Source organism: Xanthomonas sp. WHRI 1810A, from assembly GCF_040202885.1.
Classification (GTDB): Bacteria; Pseudomonadota; Gammaproteobacteria; order Pseudomonadales; family Pseudomonadaceae; genus Aquipseudomonas.
This window is the reverse complement of record NZ_JBEGED010000023.1, coordinates 56,784-79,071: the sequence shown is the minus strand read 5'-3', so window position 1 is coordinate 79,071 and position 22,288 is coordinate 56,784. Positions and strand designations below refer to the sequence as shown.

The following is a 22,288-nucleotide window of genomic DNA, read 5'->3' as shown; positions in this document are numbered from 1 at the left end:
AGGCCATGGATGGCCGTTGGCGGCGTGCCCACGGAGCGTCGCCGGAGTGAGGGAACCCGACGCAGGAGGGCCAAACCGGGAGCAAAGCGTTTTTGGTTACTTTTGGGGCGCTTTTGCCAAAAGTGACCCGCTGTAAGAGCGGAACCGATATCAGCCACACCGCTAGTAATGGATATTCACACGATCTAAGGGGTGTCAGACACACCGCATCGGTCGAACGCGACCCCGGAGCCTCGCACGGGCTCGTCAGCGCCTACAGGGGACCGCACAATCCAACGGGATCACCGCGTAATCAACCCCTGCCGCGCAATACGGGTGAGGTGACGAATCACCTCATCACGCCGCTCCGCCGTAGGCGCCTGAATGACCGCCAGATCAAACTGATCGTTACTGAAATGTTCGAGGGACTGCTCCGGCTCGATAAACCGAATGAGAAACGCATGAGGACCGTTCTGCCGCCGGGGCCAACCGTCCAGATACCGCAACAGCGTCGGCTGATGACAACCGCCCAGCAGAATCTTCGGGTTACGGCGATGCAACTGACTGGCAATGGGAGCCAGACGAAAAAGAGGGCGCGGGATGTTCATGGTGTGGATGTCTCAGCCTCAGAATTCCGCTGGGCAGCGGTGAGAGGCAACACCGAACCAGCGCTTTAGCGGTATTTCGAAGCCGTGTTCACGACCCCAGGCGCCCCGCAAGTAGCTGTTTAAATCGGCGCAATGAGCCGCATCCTAGAGAAGCCGCCGTGGCCTTGTCAAATACGGCCGCCCATAAAAAAGGCCCGCAGTGCGGGCCTTCGGGTTCAGCGCCAGGGATCAGCCGGCGATCGAACGGTCCAGCGACAGGCGCCCTGCCCCTTCGAACAGCACCGCAATCGCGCCACCCAGCAACGCCAGGGAGAACTCATAACCGTTGTTGGCCATGAACAGGCCGTTGTGGATATGCACCGAAAGGATCGCGATCACCAGCATCACGATCAACACCACCGCCGCCGGACGCGCCAGCAGGCCGATCACCAGGGCCAGGCCGCCAAAGAACTCGGCGCTGCCGGACATCAACGCCATCAGGTAGCCCGGCGTCAGCCCCAGGCTTTCCATGTATTGCCCGGTGCCTTCAAGACCGTAGCCGCCAAACAGACCGAACAGTTTCTGGCTGCCATGGGCCATGAAGATGATGCCGACGAGGATGCGCAGCGCGGTGATGCCGTAGCCGGCGCGGGTGTTAAGCAACGATTTGATATGAGCGTTCATGCGAGTCATTCCCTGTGAACCGTTTGAGATGGCGCCATCATAATCAAATATACGAATACTTAAATCGCTAAAAACGGCTTATACCTATCTACTTATTCGATATTCACCGGACCGTTCTTTTGCGCGGTGAGGCGCCTTCCAGCGCGTCCCGTTCCTGGTCGTAGGCCAGGTAGTACTTGTTCACGCTGTTGACGTAGCTCACCACGCCCATGCCCACCTGCTCCATGGCCACGCGCTCGACCTGGAAAAACCATTGATTGGGGTTCAAGCCCTGACGTCGCGCCTCGGTGCGCATGCTCTGCACCCGCTCCGGCCCGAGGTTGTAGGCCGCGAGGGCGAAGGCCATGCGCTCGCGCTCGTTGATCCGGGGGCTGGAGAAGAATTTGCGGCGGATCATCGCCAGGTACTTGGACGCGGCCTGCACGTTGCCATCGACATTCTGGATGTTGTCGACGCCCACCCGCCGCGCAGCCGACGGGGTGATCTGCAGCAGCCCCGTTGCGCCGCTGCCACCCTTGGCAGTCGGGTCCAGCGCCGATTCCTTGAAGGCCATGGCGGCCAGGTCCAGCCAGTCCATATTTTGCGCATCGGCGTGCCGCTGCAGCACCGGCCGCAGGTTTTCCAGACGCTGCCGGTCGCCGCGAGCCAGGGGGTTATGCACCTGATAAAGGTCTTTGTAGGCTTTCTGGAACGCCACTTCCTGCCCGGCCGGCGTCTTGTAGGTGTCGAGAAACGTGTTGATTGCGCCCTGCAACTGGCTGGCGTCTTCGCGCACGAACCAGCTCATGTCGCTGTGGGCACTGAGGATCAGCGAACGGTCCACGCGCAATTTGGGCATGATCCGCGCCCAGCGTTCGGCAATCGGTTGTTCGACCACGGTCAGGTGGTAGATCCCGGCCTGCACCATCTCCAGCACGTCTTCGACCGCCAGGCTGGGGTCGACCCATTCAATGTTCACCGGCGGCAATTTGCGCAGCGCCAGCTTCTGGTTGAGCTGCAGCACGGCGTCATCGGCGGCGCTGCCGTTGGTCAGCATCAGGGTTTTGCCGGACAGCTGCTCGATGCGTTTCAGGCCGCGCTCGCCTTTGACCCCGACCACCACCAGCGGCACCTGGCTGACCACCGGATCGCTCACCGATACATGGCGCGCGGCACTGCTGTCGAGCACTTCGCCCGGCGCGGCCAGATCGCCTTCGCCGCGCTGCAATGCGGCAAGCAGTTGGTCTTTGGCCTTGGGAATGAGTTTCAGGGAGATTTTCTGACCGTCACGGGCGTGACTGTTGAGGTAGCTTTCGAAGGCCTGCAGCCTGCGGTATTCGACGCCGGTGGCTTCGCCTTTCATTTCGCCGGAGCTATTGCGGCTCTGGTTGACCAATACGCGTAATACTTTGCTGCTGCGGATCGCCGGAAGGTCCCGGACCTGGGTCTTCTTGGTGACCACCGGGGGCCCAGCGGGACGTGCGGAGGCAGTGGTCGGAACAAGCACCAGGCACAGCAACGAAATAACCGTCGCTCGAATCATTGACGCTCCCGATATGCCGAAAAAAACGGCAAGAAATCTGTGAAAAACTGTCACCGCGCCGCCGGAAAAGTGCCGCCGTACGGGACATCACATCGACTCATGGGCACAAGCAGTTGAGACTGCTCATTTTTTTATAACAAGAGAGGTCTGCTATCCTCGTCGGCCGCCAGCTGGAGTTCGAAACATGCAACTAATCGACATCGGCGTCAACCTGACCAACGAAAGCTTCGCCGCCAAAGAGCGTGATGTGCTGGACCGCGCGTATGCCGCGGGTGTTGGCCAGTTGGTGCTCACCGGCACCAGCGTCGACACCAGTGAACAGGCCTTGCAGCTGTGCCACGACCTCGATGACAGCGGCGCGCGGCTGTTCAGCACCGCCGGCATTCACCCGCATTCGGCCAGCGACTGGACCCTGGACACGGAAAAACAGCTGCGCGCTTTGCTGATGGAAGCGCGGGTCCGTGCGGTGGGCGAATGCGGTCTGGATTTCAATCGTGACTTCTCCCCTCGGCCGCAGCAGGAAAAGGTGCTGGAAGCGCACCTGGCGCTGGCGGTGGAGCTGCAACTGCCGGTGTTTCTCCACGAACGTGACGCCAATGAACGCCTGCTGGATATCCTGCGTGACTACCGGGATCGGCTGCCAGCTGCGGTGGTGCATTGCTTCACCGGCGAGAAACGGGCGCTGTTCAGTTATCTCGATCTGGACCTGCACATTGGCATCACCGGCTGGATCTGCGACGAACGCCGGGGCACCCACCTGCACCCGCTGGTGCGCGAGATCCCGCGCGGTCGGCTGATGCTGGAAAGCGATGCGCCGTACCTGCTGCCCCGCAGCCTGCGGCCCAAACCCAAGAATGGCCGCAACGAACCGGCTTACCTGCCGGAGGTGCTACGGGAAGTGGCCCTGCACCGCGGGGAAAGCGAAGCCGACGTCGCTGCCCATACCACGGCCTGCGCCCAGGCGTTTTTCGGGTTGCCTGCGTTGACGGTCTGAGCGTTTGTGGAGTGTGGACCCGGTGATCGTTCCCGCGCGGAGCGTGGGAACGATCAGATCGCGAGCAAGCTCCCTCCCACGTTGAACACCATGTGTTCCTGCATCTATCACTTCGATAGCCAGCGTTGATTCGCCGGCCGACGATCCCGGGCCTATGCTTCTGGCCATGAGCATTGTTGTTATTCGGCGGGTGCTGAGGCCTGCCGGATCAAAGGAGAAGTGTCATGCCCAAGTTCATCACCGATCTGCACCTTGAAAGCATTTTCTGCAGAGCCCCCAAGACCCGCGTCGCACCGGACCGAGTGTTGTCGTCTTTGGCCTTCCCGCTGTCCATCGTCTCGGGCCTGTTGTTGCTGGACGGCGCATTCAACGCCAGCGTGACGTCAGCCGCCATTGGCGTATTGGGCCTGGTAGCCGCCCAAGCCATCAAGACCCGAACCGTTTAAACGGTTTCGGGTTTTTTCGTTTCCCAAGACACAACCGGTTCAACCAAATACCGTCACCGTCTGGCGACTGATCGCCACCAAGTCCCCGTTTGGCGCCCACAACGCCGCCGCCGTGTGCCCATAACCGTCCCGGGCATGCTCGATCACCGCTTCGTACTGGGTCCAGTCGTGAGTCGTCATTTCAGGCAACGGCTGCACGAATTCGATGGTCCAGGTCAGTGAACTCCCCGGTGCCGGCCGGTTGAGGTGCGGCAGCAGCGCAGGCGGCCAGGTGTCCACCAGCGCCAATACGTGAGCCTCGGTCAAGCGCTCCTGCGCCACCCCTTTCAATCGGGCGTACCCGCCAATGGCCAGCGATGGCGTATTGGAAAACGGCATGCCGCCCAAGGCCCAGCGCAGGTCGATGAAGCGCAGGTACGCGGGCATCAGACCGTCAACAAACGGAAACTCAGGAATCGCCTCCACGGGCTTGAACTCAGGGGCAGGCCGCGCCGTGACGGCAATCATCGACACGCGCGGCGCACCGAAGCTGCCCTGCATCAGGGTCATGACTTCGCCGTTCTGCGTCGCGCGCCCCAGTACCTGGCTGACGGCCTTGCCTTCGCGCAGCACCTCCACCTCGAAACGAATGGGCACGTCCGGCGCGGGTGGCCCCACAAAGGTGATCGCCAATGAGCGCACCGGCCGATCACCGGGGACGGCGGCGCGCATGGCTTCAAACTGCAACGCTGCCATCAGGCCGCCGAAGCACGAACGGCCCTGGGCCCATTCGCGGGGGATGGTCACCGCGTGGGGGTTGTCACGCACGGCATCGAGCAATTCAGAGAACTTCATGGACCCTCCTGGCCATTGGATGACGAGCGACATTGATCTGCGGTGATCTTATGCCGTGAACCCTGGCGACACAGGGTTCATATCCGCCATTTCAGCGCCTGAATGGAGCTCAGGGTGCGGCTACTTACCGAAGCAGGCCTTGCCCAGGCGCACCAACGCCTTATCGGACTTGGCTTCGGCCCGTTTGATCCCCAACTCCCAGCCCGCCACCGACGAGGCCAGGTCTTCCTGCTGCTGAGCCTGGGCCAGCCACTGCAGGTGATCGTGCCAATCGCCCAGCGCGCCTTGCGCCTCCTTCAGCCGCTTCTGCATGCCGGCCGGTTGGTGGCTCAGTTCCGGGTACGCCTCGGCCGCGTAGCGCACGCGCTTGATCAGCAGGCGCAGACGATGGCGGTCGTGGGCCGGATCGGCCATGGCGTCCTTGAGTTTTTTCCACTGCTTGTCCATGCGTTTTTCAATGCGCTGACGCAGTTTCTTGAGCAAGCCCTGGCGCTGTTGAGTGCGCAGGAACGCGGGCAGTTGATCCAGCACGCCAAACAGGCGGTTGAGTTCGCCCGAGGTCGCCACGGCCGGACACGCCCGGTCCAGGTAACGCGTGCGCTTGAGCGCGGCAGCGTCGTGGCCCTGTTCCTGAAGAAACGTCGCCAGCACCTGCATGTCGCGCAACGGCGTGGTCAGGTCGCCCACCCCTTTGGCGGCCTCTTCCACCTGCTCGAGCCCGGGCAGGCCCCGCAGTGGACGCAGCACGCTGCGCAACCGTCGCACCGTGGTGCGCAAATCGTGCAGCGCCTCGCTGTCGGTGGATTCCACCAACCGTGCATGACAGGACAGCAGCTTGACGTTGAGACTGAAAATCTCGGCGATCAGGTGATCGACCATGGCAGACATGAACTCACTCCTTTGGACGGGTGTGACGGATGAACCGCATCAGCGTTTGCCTCTGGCCGCCGACAGCCGCCAGGGCAGGCTGCGGCGCAGCTGTTTCAGGCTTCGGCGCAGCTGGCCTGTGGAAGCGGCAGCAGTGCCGTAACGTTGCGCTTCGAATTCGCGGGCGAAGGTGTCGATGGCGTGGGCATGGGCCGGGAAATGCATGGCAGCACGCCGGGAAAACGCCTGGGCGCCCTCCCCTTGTTGACGTTTCAGACCGTGCCGGGCCAGCAGGCGTTCGAAGCGATTGAACAGCCGCAGCTGGGAATCGCTTTCCCGCTGCCAGGGCTTGAACAGCCACAGGGCGATCAGTGCCAGGAACCCCAGCACGCCGCCGGCGAACACCGGTGCATCGAACCCCGAAAACCAGCGCCCCAGCACTTGCAACTGCTGCTGGCCCTGATACCCCAGCACCCAGCGTTGCCAGCCGTAATTGAGGCTGTCCCAACTCATGCGCACCGAATTGAGCCACGACACGTTGCGGTAGCGCAGGGCCGACAGCGGCGAATCGGCGAGAAAGGCTTCGTCCGCCGCCAAGGCCTGCTCCAGCCCCTGCTCGATGCGCGACGGCGCCACGGCCGCAGTGGGATCGACGCTGCGCCAGCCCACGCCCGGCTGCCAGTATTCGACCCAGGCATGGGCGTCGAATTGGCGCACGCTGAGGTAGTTGCCGTCCGGGTTCAGCTCGCCGCCCTGATACCCCGCCACCACCCGGGCCGGAATGCCGGCGGCGCGCAGCACATAAGTCATAGCCCCGGCGTAATGCGCGCAGAAGCCCTGGCGGCTGGTGAACAGGAAATCATCGATGCTGTTGGGCCCCAGCGTCGGCGGCTTGAGGGTGTAGTGGTAGGGCTCGGTGGTCAAATAGCTGAGCAGTGCGTTGACCAGCGCGTCCGGTTGCGGATAACGCCGTTGCAACTGGGCCGCCCACTCCCGGGCCTGGGGATTGCCCTTAGACGGCAGCTGCAGGTTTTGCAGGCGGGCGCCGTTGCTGAGCACGGTTTCACGCACGGCATCGGGCCAGGATCTGGCCTCGTACAGCACCGACTGGTCGATGGGCCGCCGACGCTGCCAGCGGAAATCACTCATCTGCCGCGCGCCCGCCAGCGCCGGTTCGGCAACGTCCAGCGTCATCAGCCACGGCTTGCCACTGGGCTCCATGACGATGCTGTAACTCACCGCCTCGCCCTGCTTTTGCCAGTCCGGCGCGTCAGGCACCTGCGCCCGGGATGACTGCGACCAGCGCCGGCCGTCGAACTGCTCCAGGGTCAGGCCGCGCCAATACTGCTGGTCACGCGGCGGCACCGGACCGTCAAAACTGGCGCGAAACACCAGGGCGGCGGATTTCGCCAGCTCGGCGACGTCCCCCGGCGCCATGCTGTCCGACAGCCCGGTGAGGGCCTTGGTACTGGGTTGCGGCAGCGACCACAGCGGGTCGAGCCGGGGAAAGAACAGAAACAGCAGCAACATTAATGGCACGGCTTGCAACAGCAGTTTGGCTGCCAGCTTCAGGGTGCCGGCCGGTTTGCTGGCCAGACCCGATTGTTGCAGCCCGATCAATGCCGCCAGCAAGGTGCTCACCGGCAACAGGGTGAACAGGCCCCACAGCAGGTCGTCCTCGAACAGGTAGCCCACCCCCACGCAGAAGAAGCCCAGAAAGATCAGCACCAGCGCGTCGCGGCGGTTCTGCATTTCCAGCATTTTCAGGATGAATGCCGCAATCAACAGCGCAGCGCCCGCGTCGAGCCCCACCAGGCTGCCCCGGGCAAGAAAGATGCCGCCCGCCGTGCCCACCAGCAGCCCGCACTTGATCCAGGTGCCGGGGCTGCGCACGCGCATGCGGAAGATCTGGATGCGCCAGAAGGTGCACGCCAGCCACAGCACAATCAGCGCCACCGGGACATGCAAGGCAAACGGCACGATGACCAGCGCCTGGGCGATCAACAGCCAGTTCAGGCTGATCCTCGGGATCGGCTGAGCGAGCTGGGCCTGGGCGTTCATCGGCAGCGTGTCCTCATGCCGGCGCGCCATACAGCGCCAGCGCCCGCAGGCAGGTTTCCCGGTGCTCGTCGCCGGTGTCCACGGTGGACAGGTAGTTCGGCAGGCGCAGGGCGAACGGTTGATGGCGCTGGGACAACTCCAGCACCCAATAACACAGGCGCGACAGCCGCTCCTCGATGTCCCCGCCCAGGGCCATGAAATCCAGGCACAGGTCGTTGCCGCTCAGTTCGGTGAAATCCTTGACCAGCAGGCCCTGGCCTCGGGAATAGGCTTTCCAGTGCAGGCGCCGCCGGGAGTCCCCCGGTTGAAACGGGCGCAGGCCTTGATAGTCATCGACGCCCTGCCCCCGGGTGGATTGGCCCTGATCTTCGACATGGGGCTGCGAACCCTCAAGCAGCGGCATCGCCCCCGGCACCGGACGCGGGTAGATGAGCACCGTCTGCTCCAGATCGAGCCAGCTCCAGGCGCGGAAAATACTCAGCGGAAACACGCTCTCCACCCGCAGCCGCGGCGCCCGCAGCCAGCCACGGCTGACGGCGGGCAGGGTCAGTTCGATCTCGGTCAGGCGTTCGGCTTCGATGTCCGTCTGTTGCAGCTGCTTGTTGTCCCAGCCCAGGGCTACGGCCCGATGGCTGTGGCCGAGGCTTTCCAGGCGCAGGCGCAACTGCACCGGTTCGCCGACGAACACCGAGCGCGCGGCACCGGCGCTGAGGATCAGCCCGCTGAGGTTGCGGTAGGTGTGCACAATGGCGAGGACCGCCACCGACAGCAGCAGGAACGTCAGGCCGTAGGCAAGGCTGTTCTGGTAATTGATCGCCACCAGCAGCATCAAAAACAACACGAGCGCGTAGGTGCCACCGACGCGGGTCGGCAGGATGAAGATTCGGCGGTGGTCAAGCTCGATCCGGGCCGCGGGGGGAATGCGTCGAATCACCCAGCGCTGCCAGATCGGTTTGAACTGTTCGATCAAAGGACCGGCACCTCGCGCAGCAGCCATTGGACCAGGGCCCCGCCGCCGTGCCCGGTGGGGTCGCTGCGTTCGCGCAGGCGATGGCCGATCACCGACGGCAGGATCGCCTGCACGTCTTCCGGGATCACGTAGTCGCGACCGATAAGCAAAGCCCAGGCCCGCGCCGCCGCCAGAATCGCCAGACTGGCCCGGGGCGACAGGCCATAGGCGAACTGCGGCTGGCTGCGGGTTGCATCCACCAGCCGCAGCACGTAATCGACCAGCGCATCACTGGCCCGCACCTGCCGGGCTTCGGCCTGCAACGCCGCCAGTGCGGCGTGATCGATCACCGGCTCGATGCGCGGCAGCAGGTCACGTCGGGATTCGCCCAGCAGCAAGGCCTTCTCCGCCGAGCGCGCCGGATAGCCCAGGGACAGGCGCATCAGAAAGCGGTCCAGCTGGGATTCGGGCAACGCGAAGGTGCCGCCCTGGCTGAAAGGATTTTGGGTGGCGATGACAAAAAACGGGTCCGGCAGCAGGCGGGTGGCGCCTTCGATGGTGACCTGGCCCTCCTCCATGGCTTCGAGCAGGGCGCTCTGGCTTTTGGGGGTGGCGCGGTTGATTTCGTCGGCCAGCACCAGCTCGGCGAAAATCGGCCCCGGATGGAAGGTGAACTGCCCGGTGTCGCGATCGAACACCGAGGTGCCGAGTATGTCGCCCGGCAGCAGGTCGGAGGTGAATTGAATCCGTTGAAAGCTCAAGCCCAGGACCCGCGCAAGGGTGTGGCTGAGGGTGGTCTTGCCCATGCCGGGCAAGTCTTCGATCAACAAATGGCCGCCGCCCAGCAGGCACGTCATGGCCAATCGAACCTGAGCCTCTTTGCCCAGGATCACTTCATTGATCGCGTTGAGACACACATCCAGTGTTCTGCCCATCGGAAAGCCTCCCCAGGCGACTGCTCATGGCAAATAGACTGCGATAGAAGCCAGACGTGCAGCCACTTTAAGGTGAGCGTAGGCGTTTTCGCCAGAGGGGAATGGGGATTTGTAGGAAGGGGACGCAAACGGTGAAGGGTTGCACGCTTTTAATTGATCGTTCCCACGCAGCGCGTGGGAACAATCACACAGACCGGAGCAGGATTACCGCCCGGCGCGGGACTCGCCGATGTAGAAACGCGCTTTCTCGGCTTTCTCCGAGCAGCCCTGGAAGGCTTCGAACTGTTGTTGGGTCTTGGCGCCGGTCAGCAACGACAGGGCCTTGGAGTAACTGACGGTACCGGCAAAACCTTCGGCCTTGGCCAGGTCCAGTTCGTGCCAGGCGCTGTCCAGTTGCGTGGCGCAACTGTCGCGGTAGGCGGTTTTACCGGCGCAACCTGTGAGCATCAGGGCCAGAAGGGGCAGGCAGATCCACGCTTTCATCGGGTGTTACCTCAACAAGGGAAACGACAGTGCGGCTTTGACGGTAACGTGTCGCAAAAGTGCCACGACGGTGCGCAGAGTAGCGGTTTTATCGCTTGACGGTGATGGCTATTTGAGAGGACACATCAAGTGTTTCAAACTGTAAACCCACGACGACCGGGAAACGGCACATGAAGAAAAGAATCGCGCTGGTATTGGGGTCAGGGGGTGCACGGGGGTACGCGCACATTGGCGTGATCGAGGAACTGGAACGGCGCGGGTATGACATCGCCTGTATTGCCGGCTGTTCCATGGGGGCGGTGGTGGGTGGGATTTACGCGGCGGGCAAGCTGCCGCAATACCGGGCCTGGATCGAGAGCCTGGACTACCTGGACGTGCTGCGGCTGGTGGACGTCAGCTTCCGCTTGGGGGCGATCCGGGGTGAGAAAGTGTTCGGCCAGATCCGCGAGATCGTCGGCGACATCAACATCGAAGACCTGCGCATCCCCTACACGGCGGTGGCCACCGACCTGACCAACCAGCAGGAAATCTGGTTTCAGGAAGGCAACCTGCATTCGGCCATGCGCGCCTCGGCGGCGATTCCGAGCCTGTTCACCCCGGTGATCCAGGGCAATCGCATGCTGGTGGACGGCGGCCTGTTGAACCCGTTGCCCATCGTGCCGGTGGTCTCGGCCCATTGCGACCTGATCATCGCGGTCAATCTCAACTCCACCAGCCAGACCCACTATCAACTGCCGGTGATCGAGCGCCCGCCGGCGGTGAAGAAGCGCTTCGACAGCCTGATGAATTCCATCGGCTCGCACCTGCCCTTTCGCCGCAAGCTGGAAGTGGTCAACGGCAATGGGATACCGACACCGCCGCACCGGCTCAAAGCCTCCAGCGCCAGCGTCGGTACAGGCTGGCCAGGCACCGAATCGGCCGACCCGCAAGGCCAGCAACCTGCCGCCGCGCCACAGGCCGCCGGCGCTCCGAAGTCGGCCAGCGGTTCGGTCATCCTCGACAACGTCGGCCCGGCGTCGCTGCTGGATTTGATCAACCAGAGTTTCGAGGTCATGCAGACGTCCCTCGCGCAATACAAGATCGCCGGCTACCCACCGGACATCCTGATCAACGTTCCCCGGCGCGTGTGCCGGTTCTTCGAGTTCTACAAAGCCCCGGAACTCATCGCCCTGGGCCGGATGATCGCCAGCGATACGCTGGACCGGTATGAGCGCGAGCATGAGGGGTGATGGCGCTGTAACAACCCATCCGTGTAGGAGCGCGCTTGCCCGCGAAAAGGCCGGTACATCCATCACCATTATTGCGCTTGGTCAAACGCTTTCGCGGGCAAGCGCGCTCCTACAGGTTTTGCGCCGTGCCTGACCCACCGCATTGAGAACATCGCCAACAAGTTGGCTCCTACAGAATTTGCGTCAGATCCAGATATCGGCAGCGACCCGGTTCCCGTGTAGGATCGCGCTTGCCCGCGAAAAGGCCGGTACATCCATCACCATTATTGCGCCTGGTCAAACGCTTTCGCGGGCAAGCGCGCTCCTACAGGTTATGCGTTTTACTCTTCCACCAACCGATACCCCACCCCCGCCTCGGTCACGATAAACCTTGGCGCGGCAGGGTCGTCGGCGAGTTTCTGGCGCAGGTGGCCGACCACGATGCGCAGGTAGTGGGTGTCTTCGGTGTGGGTCGGGCCCCAGATGTCCTTGAGCAGTTGCTGCTGGGTGATCACCCGCCCGGGGTGCCGCGCCAGCTGCGCCAGCACCGCGTATTCCTTGCGCGTCAGGTTGACCTCGACCCCGTCTAGCGACACCCGCCGATACGCCAGGTCCACGGTCAACGGCCCGATCACCAACGCCGATTCAACCTGGCCGGTGTCCGGCGCCTGACGCAACAGCGCGCGAACCCTGGCCAGAAACTCCTGAATCCCGAACGGCTTGGTCACGTAATCGTTGGCCCCGGCGTCCAGCGCCCGCACCTTTTCGCGTTCACTGGCGCGCACCGACAGCACCAGCACCGGCACCGCCGACCACTCGCGAAACGCGCTCAGCACGTCCTGCCCGTCCATGTCCGGCAACCCCAGATCGAGCACCAGCAGGTCGGGTTTGTTCAGCGCCGCCTGGCTCAGGCCTTCGCCACCGGTGCCCGCCTCCAGCACGTGGTAGCCCTGTGACGCGAGGCTGATGCGCAGGAATTTGCGGATCTGCGGCTCGTCGTCGATCACCAGAATGGTCGCCGTCTGGCTCATGGTCGTCCTGTCATTGCGAGGGAAACCGGGAGATTAACGTAACTGAGGATCACTGCGCGTTTTCCTGGTCGGGCTGAGGTTGCGCCGGCAAGGGCAGGTGCAGACGGATGCAGGTGCCGCGCCCGTCAATGCCCTCGCCCACACTGATGCGCCCGCCGTGGGCGCCGACCATGCCCTGACAGATCGCCAGGCCCAGCCCGGTGCCCTGCCCGCCCCGATCGCCTCGCGCGGCGGTGTAAAACATGTCGAAAATCTTTGCCCGCTCCGCTTCCGGAATACCGGGGCCTTCGTCGCTGACCGCAAACACCAGCTCGTCAGCGCCTGGCTGCACCGCCAGCTGCAGCCGGCCATTCACCGGCGAAAAACGCGCGGCGTTTTCCAGCACATTGACCAGCGCCTGCTCGATCAATGCCGCGTGCACGTACAGCAACGGCAGCTCGGCGGGCAGCTGCGTTTCCACCTGCAGCGGCGCCAGTACCGCCCGAAGACGGTGCAAGGCGCTGCCGACGATGTCGCCGGGCGAGACCCAGTCCCGGGCCAGTTTCAAGGCGCCGTGTCCCAGGCGGGTCATGTCCAAAAGGTTCTGAATGTAACGGTCCAGCCGCTCGGCCTCGTCGCGGGTGCCTTCCAGCAATTCGCGACGGTCCTCCAGCGGGATGGCCTCGCCCAGCGCCAACAGGCTGTCGATGCTGCCGCGCATGGACGTCAGCGGCGTGCGCAGGTCGTGGGACACCGAGGCCAGCAAGGCGCTGCGCAGCTGTTCGGTTTCGCCGTGCAGCCGCGCCGCTTCCAGATCGTCGGCCAGACGCACCCGGGCCAACGCCTGACCCAACGGCTGGCTGAGGGCGGTGAGCAGACGCCGACGCTGCGGTGTGAAGGTCTGCCCGGCCTTGGCGCAGACGCCCAGCAACGCCAGCGGTGCGTCATCCACCCACAACGGCAGCCACCACCAGCGCCCGGACGGCAAGGTGCCGGTGCCCTTGCCCGCCGGTTGCCCGTGTTCCCAGGCCCAATCGGCAGCGGCGCGTTCTGCCTCGGTGAACGTCAGCGGCCCGCCGACCTCCACCGCCCAGCCTTGCTGCCCGTCCGGGTTGAGCACGCACAGTTGCAGCTCTTTCCAGCCGCTCAGATGCTGTTCGGCGGCACTGAGCACGGCTTGTCGATCGGTGGCGGCGGTCAGCTTGCGCGACAGGTCCAGCAGCTCGCTGGTTTCTTCCTGGGTGTCGCGCAGGGCCCGGAGCTGTTGGCGCTGCCGGGCGGCGAGATTGCCGGTCAGGGCCGCCATCAGCAGGAAGAACGACAGCGTCAGCACGTCTTCTTCGCGCTGGATGCTCAGGGAAAAATTCGGCGGAATGAACAGAAAGTCGTACGCCAGAAATGACGCCACCGCGCACACCAGCGCCGGGCCCAGGCTACTGCGCACCGCCACCAGCAACACGGCGGCGAGAAACACCAGCGAAATGTTGGGCAGCGCCAATACGCCGGACACGCCCCAGGCCAGGGCACTCGCCACCACCGTGGCAAGCAGGGCCAGGGCGTAATCGAACCAGAGCACAGTCCGAGGCGACGCCGAGCGCGGCTGATCGGGACGTGACTCGCTGTCCAGCACGTTGATTTCCAGACCGTGGGCATTGCGCAGCAGACGCGCCGCCAGCCCGCCGCCGAAGACCCGACGACGCCAGCGCGGTCGGGACTGGCCCACCAGGACGAGGCTTGCGCGGCGTTCGGCGGCGTGCTGAATCAGGGTTTTCGCCACTTCCGTCGCCCGCAGCACCACCACTTCGCCGCCCAGCCGCTCGGCCAGTTGCTGCGCGTTTTGCAGACGCGTGCGCGCCAGCTCGTCGAAGGTCCGGCCGTTATCCACGTGGATCAGGCTCCACGGCAGGTGCCGACGCTGGGCGACGCGGCTGGCGTGACGCACCAGCCGCTCGGCCTGGGCATCGCCATCGATCCCGACCAATAAACGACCGCGCACCGCCGGCGCGGCCTGGCCCAACTGGCGATAACCCTGGGCCAGATCGTTGTCCACCTGGGCGGCGGCAGTCTGCATCGCCAGTTCGCGCAGGGCCGTGAGGTTGGTTTGCGAAAAGAAGGCATCGATGGCGGCGCGGGCCTGGTCCGGCACGTAGACCTTGCCGTCGCGCAGCCGCTCCAGCAGTTCCCGCGGCGGCAGGTCGATCAGCACCAGTTCGTAAGCTTCCTGCAGCACCCAGTCCGGCAGGGTTTCGCGGACCTGCACGCCGGTGATGCCGCGCACCTGATCGTTGAGGCTTTCCAGGTGCTGGACGTTGACCGTAGTGTAGACGTCGATCCGGGCCGAGAGCAGCTCCTGAATGTCTTGCCAGCGTTTGGCGTGACGGCTGCCGGGGGCGTTGCTGTGGGCCAGTTCATCCACCAGCGCCAGGGTCGGCGCCGCCTGGAGCAGACCGTCGAGGTCCATTTCTTCCAGGGTCACGCCGCGGTATTCCGACCGCAGCGGCGGTTGCTGCGGGATGCCGCCGAGCAAGGCTTCGGTTTCGCTGCGGCCATGGGTTTCCACCACGCCGGCCAGCACCGAGACGCCCTGGCGCATCTGCGTGTGGGCGGCCTGAAGCATGGCGAAGGTCTTGCCCACGCCGGGCGCCGCGCCGAGAAACACCTTCAACCGCCCACGCCCGTCCCGGGGCAGGTCGGCGAGGATGGCGTCGGCGCGGGTGGATGAATTCACGGGGGTGGCTTCCTTGTTGTTGAATCAATCTCTGCGCAATGGTCACTGCTTTTGTATGGCCAGCGTCATCCGGGGACGCGGAGCGTCCGTATCGGCGTTACCACGCGGAGCGTGGGAACGATCAACCTTTAACGGGCAGACGGTAACTGATCCAGCGCCCGATTCAAGCTCAACACGTTAACCACCGGCGGGCCTATCAGCGGGCGTTGGGTGTTGGCGTCGACGAGGGTCTGCACGGTGTCGGGTGAAACATGGCGCGCGCTGGCTACCCGGCTGACCTGATACGCCGCCGCTGCCGGGGAAACATGGGGGTCCAGCCCGCTGCCGGAGGTGGTCAGCAGGTTCAACGGCACCGGCCCCTGCCCGTCCACTGCGGTTTTTGCCGCGTCGTCGCCAACCCGCTGCGCCAACGCCGGATTGCTCGGCGCCAGGTTGCTCGCGCCGCTGGCCACGGTGGCGTAAGCGCCCGCCGAAGGACGCGGATGAAACCACTCTTCCCCGGTGAAATTCTGCGCGATCAATTCCGAGCCCCGCACTTTTTCCTGATCGTCATAGATCAGGCTGCCGTTGGCCTGCTCGGGGAACGCGACCTGTGCCACCCCCGTCACCACCAGCGGGTACGCAACGCCGGTGATCAGGGTCATCAGCACGATCAGGCTCAGGGCCGGACGAATTACAGTCGACATCATCAATTCCTCAATCCAGAAAGATGTGCTGCGCCGCCAGAACGTCGACGGCGCAGCGGGAGCAACGGGTTACACCAGGTGCAGCGCGGTCAGGAGCAGGTCGATGGCCTTGATCCCCACGAACGGCACGGCGATCCCGCCCAGCCCGTAGATCAGCAGGTTACGACGCAGCAACGCCGCCGCACTGGCCGCCTGAACCCGCACGCCGCGCAGGGCCAGCGGGATCAGGACCACGATGATCAACGCGTTGAAGACGATGGCCGAGAGGATCGCGCTCTGCGGACTGGCCAGGTGCATGACGTTCAGCACGCCCAGTTGCGGGTAGATGGAAGCGAACAGCGCCGGGAGGATCGCGAAATATTTGGCCACGTCATTGGCAATCGAGAACGTGGTCAGTGCGCCGCGAGTCACCAACAGCTCTTTGCCGATCTGCACCACGTCCAGCAGCTTGGTGGGGTCGCTGTCCAGATCGACCATGTTCGCCGCTTCCCGCGCCGCTTGCGTGCCGTCGTTCATCGCCATGCCAACGTCGGCCTGAGCCAGCGCCGGGGCGTCGTTGGCGCCGTCGCCACACATGGCCACCAGGCGCCCATCGTTCTGTTCCTGACGGATGCGCTCCAGCTTTTTCTCCGGCGTCGCTTCAGCGAGCACGTCATCGACACCGGCTTCGGCGGCAATGGCGGCGGCGGTCAGCGGGTTGTCGCCGGTGACCATCACGGTACGAATCCCCAGCTTGCGCAGCTCTTCAAAGCGCTCGCGGATGCCGGGCTTGACCACGTCTTTCAGGTGGATGGCGCCCAGCAGCTTGCCGTCGCCACACACCAGCAGCGGCGTGCCGCCGGTTTTGGCGATCTTGTCGATTTCCTGTGCCAGAGCGGATGGCAGGTCGCTGCGCTCGCGATCCAGAAACTTGAGCAGCGAGTCCACTGCGCCCTTGCGGAACACGCGGCCGGCGAAGTCAACGCCGGACAAACGCGTCTCTGCAGTGAACGGCACCGCCGTGAGCTGGCTCGGCGCCGGCTCGATCATCGGCTGCTGCGCACGCACGTACTCGACGATGGATTTGCCTTCGGCAGTGTCGTCCGCCAGCGAGGCCAGCAATGCGCCCTCGCTCAGTTCTTTGGGCGTCACCCCCGGCGCGGCATGCACCGCTGCGCAACGACGATTACCGAAGGTGATGGTGCCGGTCTTGTCCAGCAGCAGGACGTGCACGTCCCCCGCCGCCTCCACCGCACGCCCGGATTTGGCGATCACGTTCAGCCGCACCAGCCGGTCCATCCCGGCGATGCCGATGGCCGACAGCAGCCCGCCAATGGTGGTGGGGATCAGCGTCACCAGCAGCGCCACCAGAAACACCAGCGGCAGGCTGCCACCGGAAAAACGGGCGAATGGCTGCAGGGTCACCACCACCAGCAGGAAGATCAGCGTCAGGCCAATGAGCAGGATATCCAGCGCGACTTCGTTGGGGGTTTTCTGGCGTTTGGCGCCTTCCACCAGCGCGATCATGCGGTCCAGGGTCGATTCGCCGGGGTTGGCGCTGATGCGCACCAGCAGCCAGTCGGACACCAGCCGCGTGTTGCCGGTGACGGCAGAACGGTCGCCGCCGGACTCGCGAATCACCGGTGCCGATTCCCCGGTGATCGCCGCCTCGTTGACCGCCGCGATGCCTTCAATCACCTCGCCGTCGCCGGGAATCAACTCCCCGGCTTCGACGCGGACCACGTCACCCTTGCGCAGGGTGCTGGCGTTGACGGTCACAAACCCGCCGTTGTCGCCTCGCAGCTGCGCCTTCAAGCCCTCGGTGCCGGCCTTCAAACTGTCAGCCCGGGCCTTGCCGCGCCCTTCGGCCAGTGCTTCGGCGAAGTTGGCGAACAACACGGTGAACCACAGCCACACGGCGATTTGCACCGCGACGAAGGTGGGCACCGCCGGATCAGGGATCAGGCACAGGACCGTGGTCAGGATGGCGGTCAGTTCCACCACCAGCATCACCGGCGCGCGCTTCAACTGGCGTGGGTCGAGTTTGACGAACGCCTGCACCAGCGCCGGGCGCCACAGGGCGGAGATGGCCGTCTTGGCGGGCGTCGCGGTCGCTGGCTGTTCAGGGTTTTTTGTCACGGGAAGCTGCATGTTCATGATTCGCTCCTCAGAAAGCCAGGCTCAGGTGTTCGGCGATTGGCCCCAGCGCCAGGGTCGGCAGGAACGTCAGCCCGCCCACCAGCACAATGGTCACGGTCAGCAGGGTCACGAACAGCGGGCCGTGGGTGGGGAAGCTGTTCTGGTTCAACGGCGCGGCTTTCTTCGCCGCCAGACTGCCGGCCAGCGCCAGCACCGGCAGGATGTAACCGAAGCGACCGATGAACATCGACAGGCTGAGCATCAGGTTGTGGAACAGCGTGTTGGCGCTGAATCCGCCGAACGCCGAACCGTTGTTGGCCGTGGCCGAGGTGTAGGTGTAAAGCAGCTGGCTGAAGCCATGGGGACCGGGATTGCTCACCGCGCCAGCAGGACCGGGCAATGACGCGGCCAGCGCGCCGAACACCAGTACGCCCACCGGCATCACGATCAGGGTCGCCACCAGCAGTTTCACTTCACGGGCCTGGAGCTTTTTGCCGAGGTATTCCGGGGTGCGGCCGATCATCAACCCGGCGAGGAACACCGCAATCAGCACGTTGAGCAGCATCCCGTACAGCCCTGCGCCAACGCCGCCGAAGATCACTTCACCGACCATCATGTTGGCCAGCGCCACCATGCCGGTCAGCGGGTTGAGGCTGTCGTGCATGCCGTTGACCGAGCCGTTGGATGCCGCCGTGGTGGCCGACGCCCAGAGCACGGTCGCGGTGGTGCCGAAGCGGGTTTCCTTGCCTTCCATGGGCGCGGTCTGTTCCACGGTGGCCATGTTCAGGGTCGGGTTGGGCTGGTACTCGGCGTACATCGCCGTGGTGCCACCGATCAGGAACAACACCAGCATGCAGGCGATGATCGCCCGGCTCTGGCGCAGGTCCTTGACGTAATGGCCGAAAGTGAACACCAGCGCCACCGGGATCAGGATGATCGACGCCAGTTCAAACAGGTTGCTCCACGCCGTGGGGTTCTCGAACGGGTGCGCCGAATTGACGCCGAAGAAGCCGCCGCCGTTGGTGCCCAGTTGCTTGATCGCGATCTGGCTGGCGGCCGGGCCCAAGGGGATGGTCTGGTCGGCGCCTTGCAGAGTCAGGGCATCCACGTAATGGGCGAAGGTCTGCGGCACGCCCTGGGACACCAGAAACAGCGCCAGGATCAGGCACAGCGGCAGCAGCCCGTAAAGGGTGGCGCGGGTCATGTCGGTCCAGAAGTTGCCCAAGTGCTGCGTCGAACGCCGACCGATGCCCCGACAGAACGCGACCAGCACCGCGATGCCGGTGGCGGCGCTGACGAAGTTCTGCACGGTCAGGCCGGCCATCTGGCTCAGGTAACTGAGGGACGCCTCACCGCTGTAGCTCTGCCAGTTGGTGTTGGTGACGAAGCTCATCGCCGTGTTGAACGCCAGCGACCACTCCATCCCCGGCAGGCCCTGCGGGTTGAGCGGCAAGACGCCCTGAAACACCAGGATCGAAAACAGCGCGACAAAGCCCGCCAGGTTGAACGCGAGCAAGGCCAGTGTGTAGGTTTTCCAGTTGTGCTCGGCCTTCGGGTCCACCCCGGACAGGCGATAACACACCCGCTCCACCGGCCCCATCACTGGGGAAAGGAACGTGCGTTCGCCTTCCATGACCTTGTAGTAGAAACGCCCGAGAAACGGCGCAGGCACCAGCACCAGCGCGAAAAAGGCGAGGATCAGCAGATAGTCATATGCGTGCACGGTGGTCACTCCTCGACCCGGCCGGCGCGCAACAGCGCCACCAGCAAGTACACGAACAACCCTGCGGCCAACAGCAGGGACACCCCATCCAGAACGCTCATGGAAACTCTCCGTCATACGGCGATTGCCGCTTGGGGCCATTGTCGTCAGGAGGGGTGTAAAGGAACGAGAGCGAGGGACGGGGTTGGGCATAAAGAATGTGTAAAGAGCGCCGGCCGTGGACTGCGCAGACCCTGTTGGAGGGAGGCTTGCCCGCGAAGGGGTCGGTGCATTCGACGCCTCTGTTGCGCCCGACCCATCGCCTTCGCGGGCAAGCCTCGCTCCAACAGGTAACGAGGTAGCGCTTGCAGCTTGCAGCTTGAAGCTTGAAGCTTGAAGCTTGAAGCTTGTAGCGTTCCCGATACATTCCCGACACCCGCCCGACATCCGGCCCCCGCAGCCTTCCGCCCGACGCGCCAGCGCAGTAGCATGGCGGCGTCGTATTTCATTCGCGGCCAGCGATGGCGGCTTCACATGGCGGCAGCAGTTCATGCAAACACTTTCCGACAGCAGCACCGCCACAGGCACTGACGACAAGCGTTGGACCACCCGCGCGCTGATCGTCGACGACGACGTGCCGATCCGTGAGCTGCTGTGCGACTACCTCGCGCGCTTCAACATCCACACCACAGGGGTCACCGACGGCACGGCCATGCGCCAGGCCCTGGCCGAAGGCAGCTTCGACGTGGTGGTGCTGGACCTGATGCTGCCCGGCGAAGACGGCCTGTCGCTGTGTCGCTGGCTGCGCGCTTCGTCCGACATTCCGATCCTGATGCTGACCGCCCGCTGCGAGCCCACCGACCGCATCATCGGCCTGGAACTGGGCGCCGACGATTACATGGCCAAGCCGTTCGAGCCCCGTGAACTGGTGGCGCGCATCCAGACCATCCTGCGCCGGGTGCGCGATGACCGCAGCGAAGAACGCACCCACATTCGCTTCGACCACTGGCGCCTGAACAGCGTATTGCGCCAGCTGACTGCGCCCGACGGGCTGGTGGTGCCGCTGTCCAACGCCGAATTCCGCCTGTTGCGGGTGTTTCTCGAACGTCCGCGGCGGGTGCTCAACCGCGAGCAATTGCTCGACGCTGCCCGGGGCCGTTCGATTGAAGCGTTCGATCGCAGCATTGACTTACTGGTCTCGCGCCTGCGGCAGAAGCTGGGCGATGACCCCAAGTCCCCGCAACTGATCAAGACCGTGCGCGGCGAAGGCTACATGTTCGACGCCAGGGACATCGGTTGATCCGCTCGGCCGACACGCTGTTCGCCCGACTGTTTGGCGGGGCGCTGCTGGCCATCATTCTGGCGCACGTGCTGGCGTTCGCCTGGTTCAGTTACTACGGTTTCCCCGGCCCGCCGCCGCCTCCTCCTGAGTACCAGCACGTCGACCCGCAGTCGCCGCCGCCTGACGGTCAACCGCCCCGGGAGCGACCGCCAATGGGGGGGCCGGTGGTGCCGCTGATTTTTCAGTTCATCACCCTGATCATCGCCGCCTGGTACGGCGCCAAGGCCCTGGCCCGACCGGTGCAGCGCATCAGCGAGGCGGCCGAGCGCCTGAGCGAAAACCTCGACAGCCCGCCGCTGCGGATCACTGGCCCGCGTGAAGCGCGGCAGGCGGCATTGACGTTTAACCTGATGCAGCAACGCATCCGCGAGCAAGTGCAGCAGCGCGGGCGGATGCTGGCAGCGGTCTCCCACGACCTGCGCACGCCGTTGTCGCGCTTGAAGCTGCGGGTCGAGCAGATCGACGATGCCAAGCTGCACGGGCAAATGACTCAAGACCTGAACGACATGATCGGCATGCTCGACGCCACCCTCACCTACCTCAACGAACAGCGCACCTGCGAAGCGCTGCAGTATTTCGACGTGCAGGCGCTGATCGAATCCCTCACTGAAAATGCCCAGGACAACGGGGACGACGTGCAGAGCAATGGTCAGTGCAAGCCGCTCAAAGCCCAGCCCATGGCGTTGCGTTCGTGCCTGAACAACCTGATCGACAACGCCCTGCGCTACGCCGGCCAGGCGCGGATCGAGATCGATGATTCGCCGGATCGGCTGCAGGTGCGGGTGATCGACAACGGCCCCGGCATCGCGGAAAACCTGCGCGAAGCGGTGTTCGAGCCGTTCTACCGACTGGAAAGCTCGCGCAATCGCAACTCCGGCGGGGTCGGCATGGGCATGACCATCGCCCGGGACGCCGCACGGCGCATGGGCGGCGAACTGCGCCTGGCAGAAACACCGGGCGGCGGCCTGACAGCGGTGCTGGATTTGCCGAGGGTGTGACGGCGCGGCGCTGTCATCTGCTTCTGCCCGGAGGGCGTGGGAGTCCGGCTTGCCGACGATGGGCTGGGCACCAGTCCCAAAACAGGCGCCTCAACAAGCCTGACCCACCGCACACTCTGGTTTACTGCCGGTGCCCGGCAGATCGCAGGCAAGCC

The 22,288-nt window shown here is 64.4% G+C and carries 20 protein-coding genes; 5 read left to right on the top strand and 15 right to left on the bottom strand.

Annotation, left to right across the window (positions count from 1 at the left end; genetic code table 11):
* Nucleotides 1–281: 281 nt before the first annotated feature.
* From ABQX22_RS24370 to ABQX22_RS24360, 3 genes are all read right to left on the bottom strand, one after another.
* The gene (locus ABQX22_RS24370; RefSeq protein WP_349802443.1) at nucleotides 282–587 is read right to left on the bottom strand and encodes a hypothetical protein; all 306 of its coding nucleotides are present in this window, start codon (nucleotides 585–587) and stop codon (nucleotides 282–284) included.
* A 228-nt stretch (nucleotides 588–815) separates the two neighbouring features.
* Nucleotides 816–1,250 (bottom strand): DoxX family protein, encoded by a 435-nt coding sequence (locus tag ABQX22_RS24365; RefSeq protein ID WP_349802442.1) that lies wholly within the window; start codon nucleotides 1,248–1,250, stop codon nucleotides 816–818.
* Nucleotides 1,251–1,353: 103 nt separating this feature from the next.
* On the bottom strand, nucleotides 1,354–2,772 hold the full coding sequence (locus ABQX22_RS24360; protein WP_349802441.1) for a transglycosylase SLT domain-containing protein: 1,419 nt from the start codon (nucleotides 2,770–2,772) through the stop codon (nucleotides 1,354–1,356).
* Between the two features lie 184 nt (nucleotides 2,773–2,956).
* On the opposite strand from ABQX22_RS24360, the gene ABQX22_RS24355 reads away from it, so the two are divergent.
* Together ABQX22_RS24355 and ABQX22_RS24350 are read left to right on the top strand one after the other, a co-directional pair.
* Complete coding sequence (locus ABQX22_RS24355) at nucleotides 2,957–3,766, top strand: TatD family hydrolase (RefSeq protein ID WP_349802440.1); 810 nt, start codon at nucleotides 2,957–2,959, stop codon at nucleotides 3,764–3,766.
* A gap of 224 nt (nucleotides 3,767–3,990) precedes the next feature.
* Entirely contained in the window at nucleotides 3,991–4,212 is a 222-nt protein-coding gene (locus tag ABQX22_RS24350; protein ID WP_349802439.1) for a hypothetical protein, read from the top strand.
* A gap of 39 nt (nucleotides 4,213–4,251) precedes the next feature.
* On the opposite strand, the gene ABQX22_RS24345 is transcribed toward ABQX22_RS24350, so the two are convergent.
* The 6 genes from ABQX22_RS24345 to ABQX22_RS24320 form a co-directional block, all read right to left on the bottom strand.
* Entirely contained in the window at nucleotides 4,252–5,046 is a 795-nt protein-coding gene (locus ABQX22_RS24345) for an acyl-CoA thioesterase (protein ID WP_349802438.1), read from the bottom strand.
* A 120-nt stretch (nucleotides 5,047–5,166) separates the two neighbouring features.
* Nucleotides 5,167–5,934 carry a CHAD domain-containing protein gene (locus ABQX22_RS24340; RefSeq protein ID WP_349802437.1) on the bottom strand — a complete coding sequence of 256 codons (768 nt, stop codon included), beginning with the start codon at nucleotides 5,932–5,934 and terminating at the stop codon, nucleotides 5,167–5,169.
* A gap of 39 nt (nucleotides 5,935–5,973) precedes the next feature.
* Nucleotides 5,974–7,974, bottom strand: coding sequence for a transglutaminase TgpA family protein (locus ABQX22_RS24335; RefSeq protein WP_349802436.1), 2,001 nt, complete (start codon nucleotides 7,972–7,974; stop codon nucleotides 5,974–5,976).
* A gap of 13 nt (nucleotides 7,975–7,987) precedes the next feature.
* Nucleotides 7,988–8,944, bottom strand: a complete 957-nt coding sequence (locus ABQX22_RS24330; RefSeq protein WP_349802435.1) for a DUF58 domain-containing protein — start codon at nucleotides 8,942–8,944, stop codon at nucleotides 7,988–7,990.
* Nucleotides 8,941–9,858: an AAA family ATPase gene (locus ABQX22_RS24325; RefSeq protein ID WP_349802434.1), complete on the bottom strand. Its 918-nt coding sequence runs from the start codon at nucleotides 9,856–9,858 to the stop codon at nucleotides 8,941–8,943. The genes ABQX22_RS24330 and ABQX22_RS24325 overlap by 4 nt, the downstream gene beginning before the upstream one ends.
* A 204-nt stretch (nucleotides 9,859–10,062) precedes the next feature.
* Complete coding sequence (locus ABQX22_RS24320) at nucleotides 10,063–10,341, bottom strand: hypothetical protein (protein WP_349802433.1); 279 nt, start codon at nucleotides 10,339–10,341, stop codon at nucleotides 10,063–10,065.
* Nucleotides 10,342–10,511: 170 nt separating this feature from the next.
* Between ABQX22_RS24320 and ABQX22_RS24315 the strand changes: the two genes are divergently transcribed.
* Nucleotides 10,512–11,570: a patatin-like phospholipase family protein gene (locus ABQX22_RS24315; protein ID WP_349802432.1), complete on the top strand. Its 1,059-nt coding sequence runs from the start codon at nucleotides 10,512–10,514 to the stop codon at nucleotides 11,568–11,570.
* 320 nt (nucleotides 11,571–11,890) lie between these two features.
* On the opposite strand, the gene ABQX22_RS24310 is transcribed toward ABQX22_RS24315, so the two are convergent.
* The 6 genes from ABQX22_RS24310 to kdpF all read right to left on the bottom strand — a co-directional run bounded on the left by ABQX22_RS24310 (nucleotide 11,891) and on the right by kdpF (nucleotide 19,915).
* Nucleotides 11,891–12,580 carry a response regulator gene (locus tag ABQX22_RS24310; protein ID WP_349802431.1) on the bottom strand — a complete coding sequence of 230 codons (690 nt, stop codon included), beginning with the start codon at nucleotides 12,578–12,580 and terminating at the stop codon, nucleotides 11,891–11,893.
* A 49-nt stretch (nucleotides 12,581–12,629) separates the two neighbouring features.
* Entirely contained in the window at nucleotides 12,630–15,287 is a 2,658-nt protein-coding gene (locus ABQX22_RS24305; protein ID WP_349802430.1) for a sensor histidine kinase KdpD, read from the bottom strand.
* A gap of 128 nt (nucleotides 15,288–15,415) precedes the next feature.
* Nucleotides 15,416–15,973 (bottom strand): potassium-transporting ATPase subunit KdpC, encoded by a 558-nt coding sequence (gene kdpC / locus ABQX22_RS24300; RefSeq protein ID WP_349802429.1) that lies wholly within the window; start codon nucleotides 15,971–15,973, stop codon nucleotides 15,416–15,418.
* 69 nt (nucleotides 15,974–16,042) lie between these two features.
* Nucleotides 16,043–18,103: a potassium-transporting ATPase subunit KdpB gene (gene kdpB / locus ABQX22_RS24295; protein ID WP_349802445.1), complete on the bottom strand. Its 2,061-nt coding sequence runs from the start codon at nucleotides 18,101–18,103 to the stop codon at nucleotides 16,043–16,045.
* Between the two features lie 16 nt (nucleotides 18,104–18,119).
* Nucleotides 18,120–19,814: a potassium-transporting ATPase subunit KdpA gene (gene kdpA, locus ABQX22_RS24290; RefSeq protein WP_349802428.1), complete on the bottom strand. Its 1,695-nt coding sequence runs from the start codon at nucleotides 19,812–19,814 to the stop codon at nucleotides 18,120–18,122.
* A 5-nt stretch (nucleotides 19,815–19,819) separates the two neighbouring features.
* Nucleotides 19,820–19,915, bottom strand: a complete 96-nt coding sequence (gene kdpF, locus ABQX22_RS24285; protein WP_037009437.1) for a K(+)-transporting ATPase subunit F — start codon at nucleotides 19,913–19,915, stop codon at nucleotides 19,820–19,822.
* 428 nt (nucleotides 19,916–20,343) lie between these two features.
* On the opposite strand from kdpF, the gene ABQX22_RS24280 reads away from it, so the two are divergent.
* Both ABQX22_RS24280 and ABQX22_RS24275 read left to right on the top strand, forming a co-directional pair.
* A complete protein-coding gene (locus tag ABQX22_RS24280; RefSeq protein WP_349802427.1) occupies nucleotides 20,344–21,093 on the top strand; it encodes a response regulator in 750 nt (249 codons plus the stop codon).
* The gene (locus tag ABQX22_RS24275; protein ID WP_349802426.1) at nucleotides 21,090–22,133 is read left to right on the top strand and encodes a sensor histidine kinase; all 1,044 of its coding nucleotides are present in this window, start codon (nucleotides 21,090–21,092) and stop codon (nucleotides 22,131–22,133) included. Before ABQX22_RS24280 ends, ABQX22_RS24275 begins: the two co-directional genes overlap by 4 nt.
* Nucleotides 22,134–22,288: the final 155 nt, after the last annotated feature.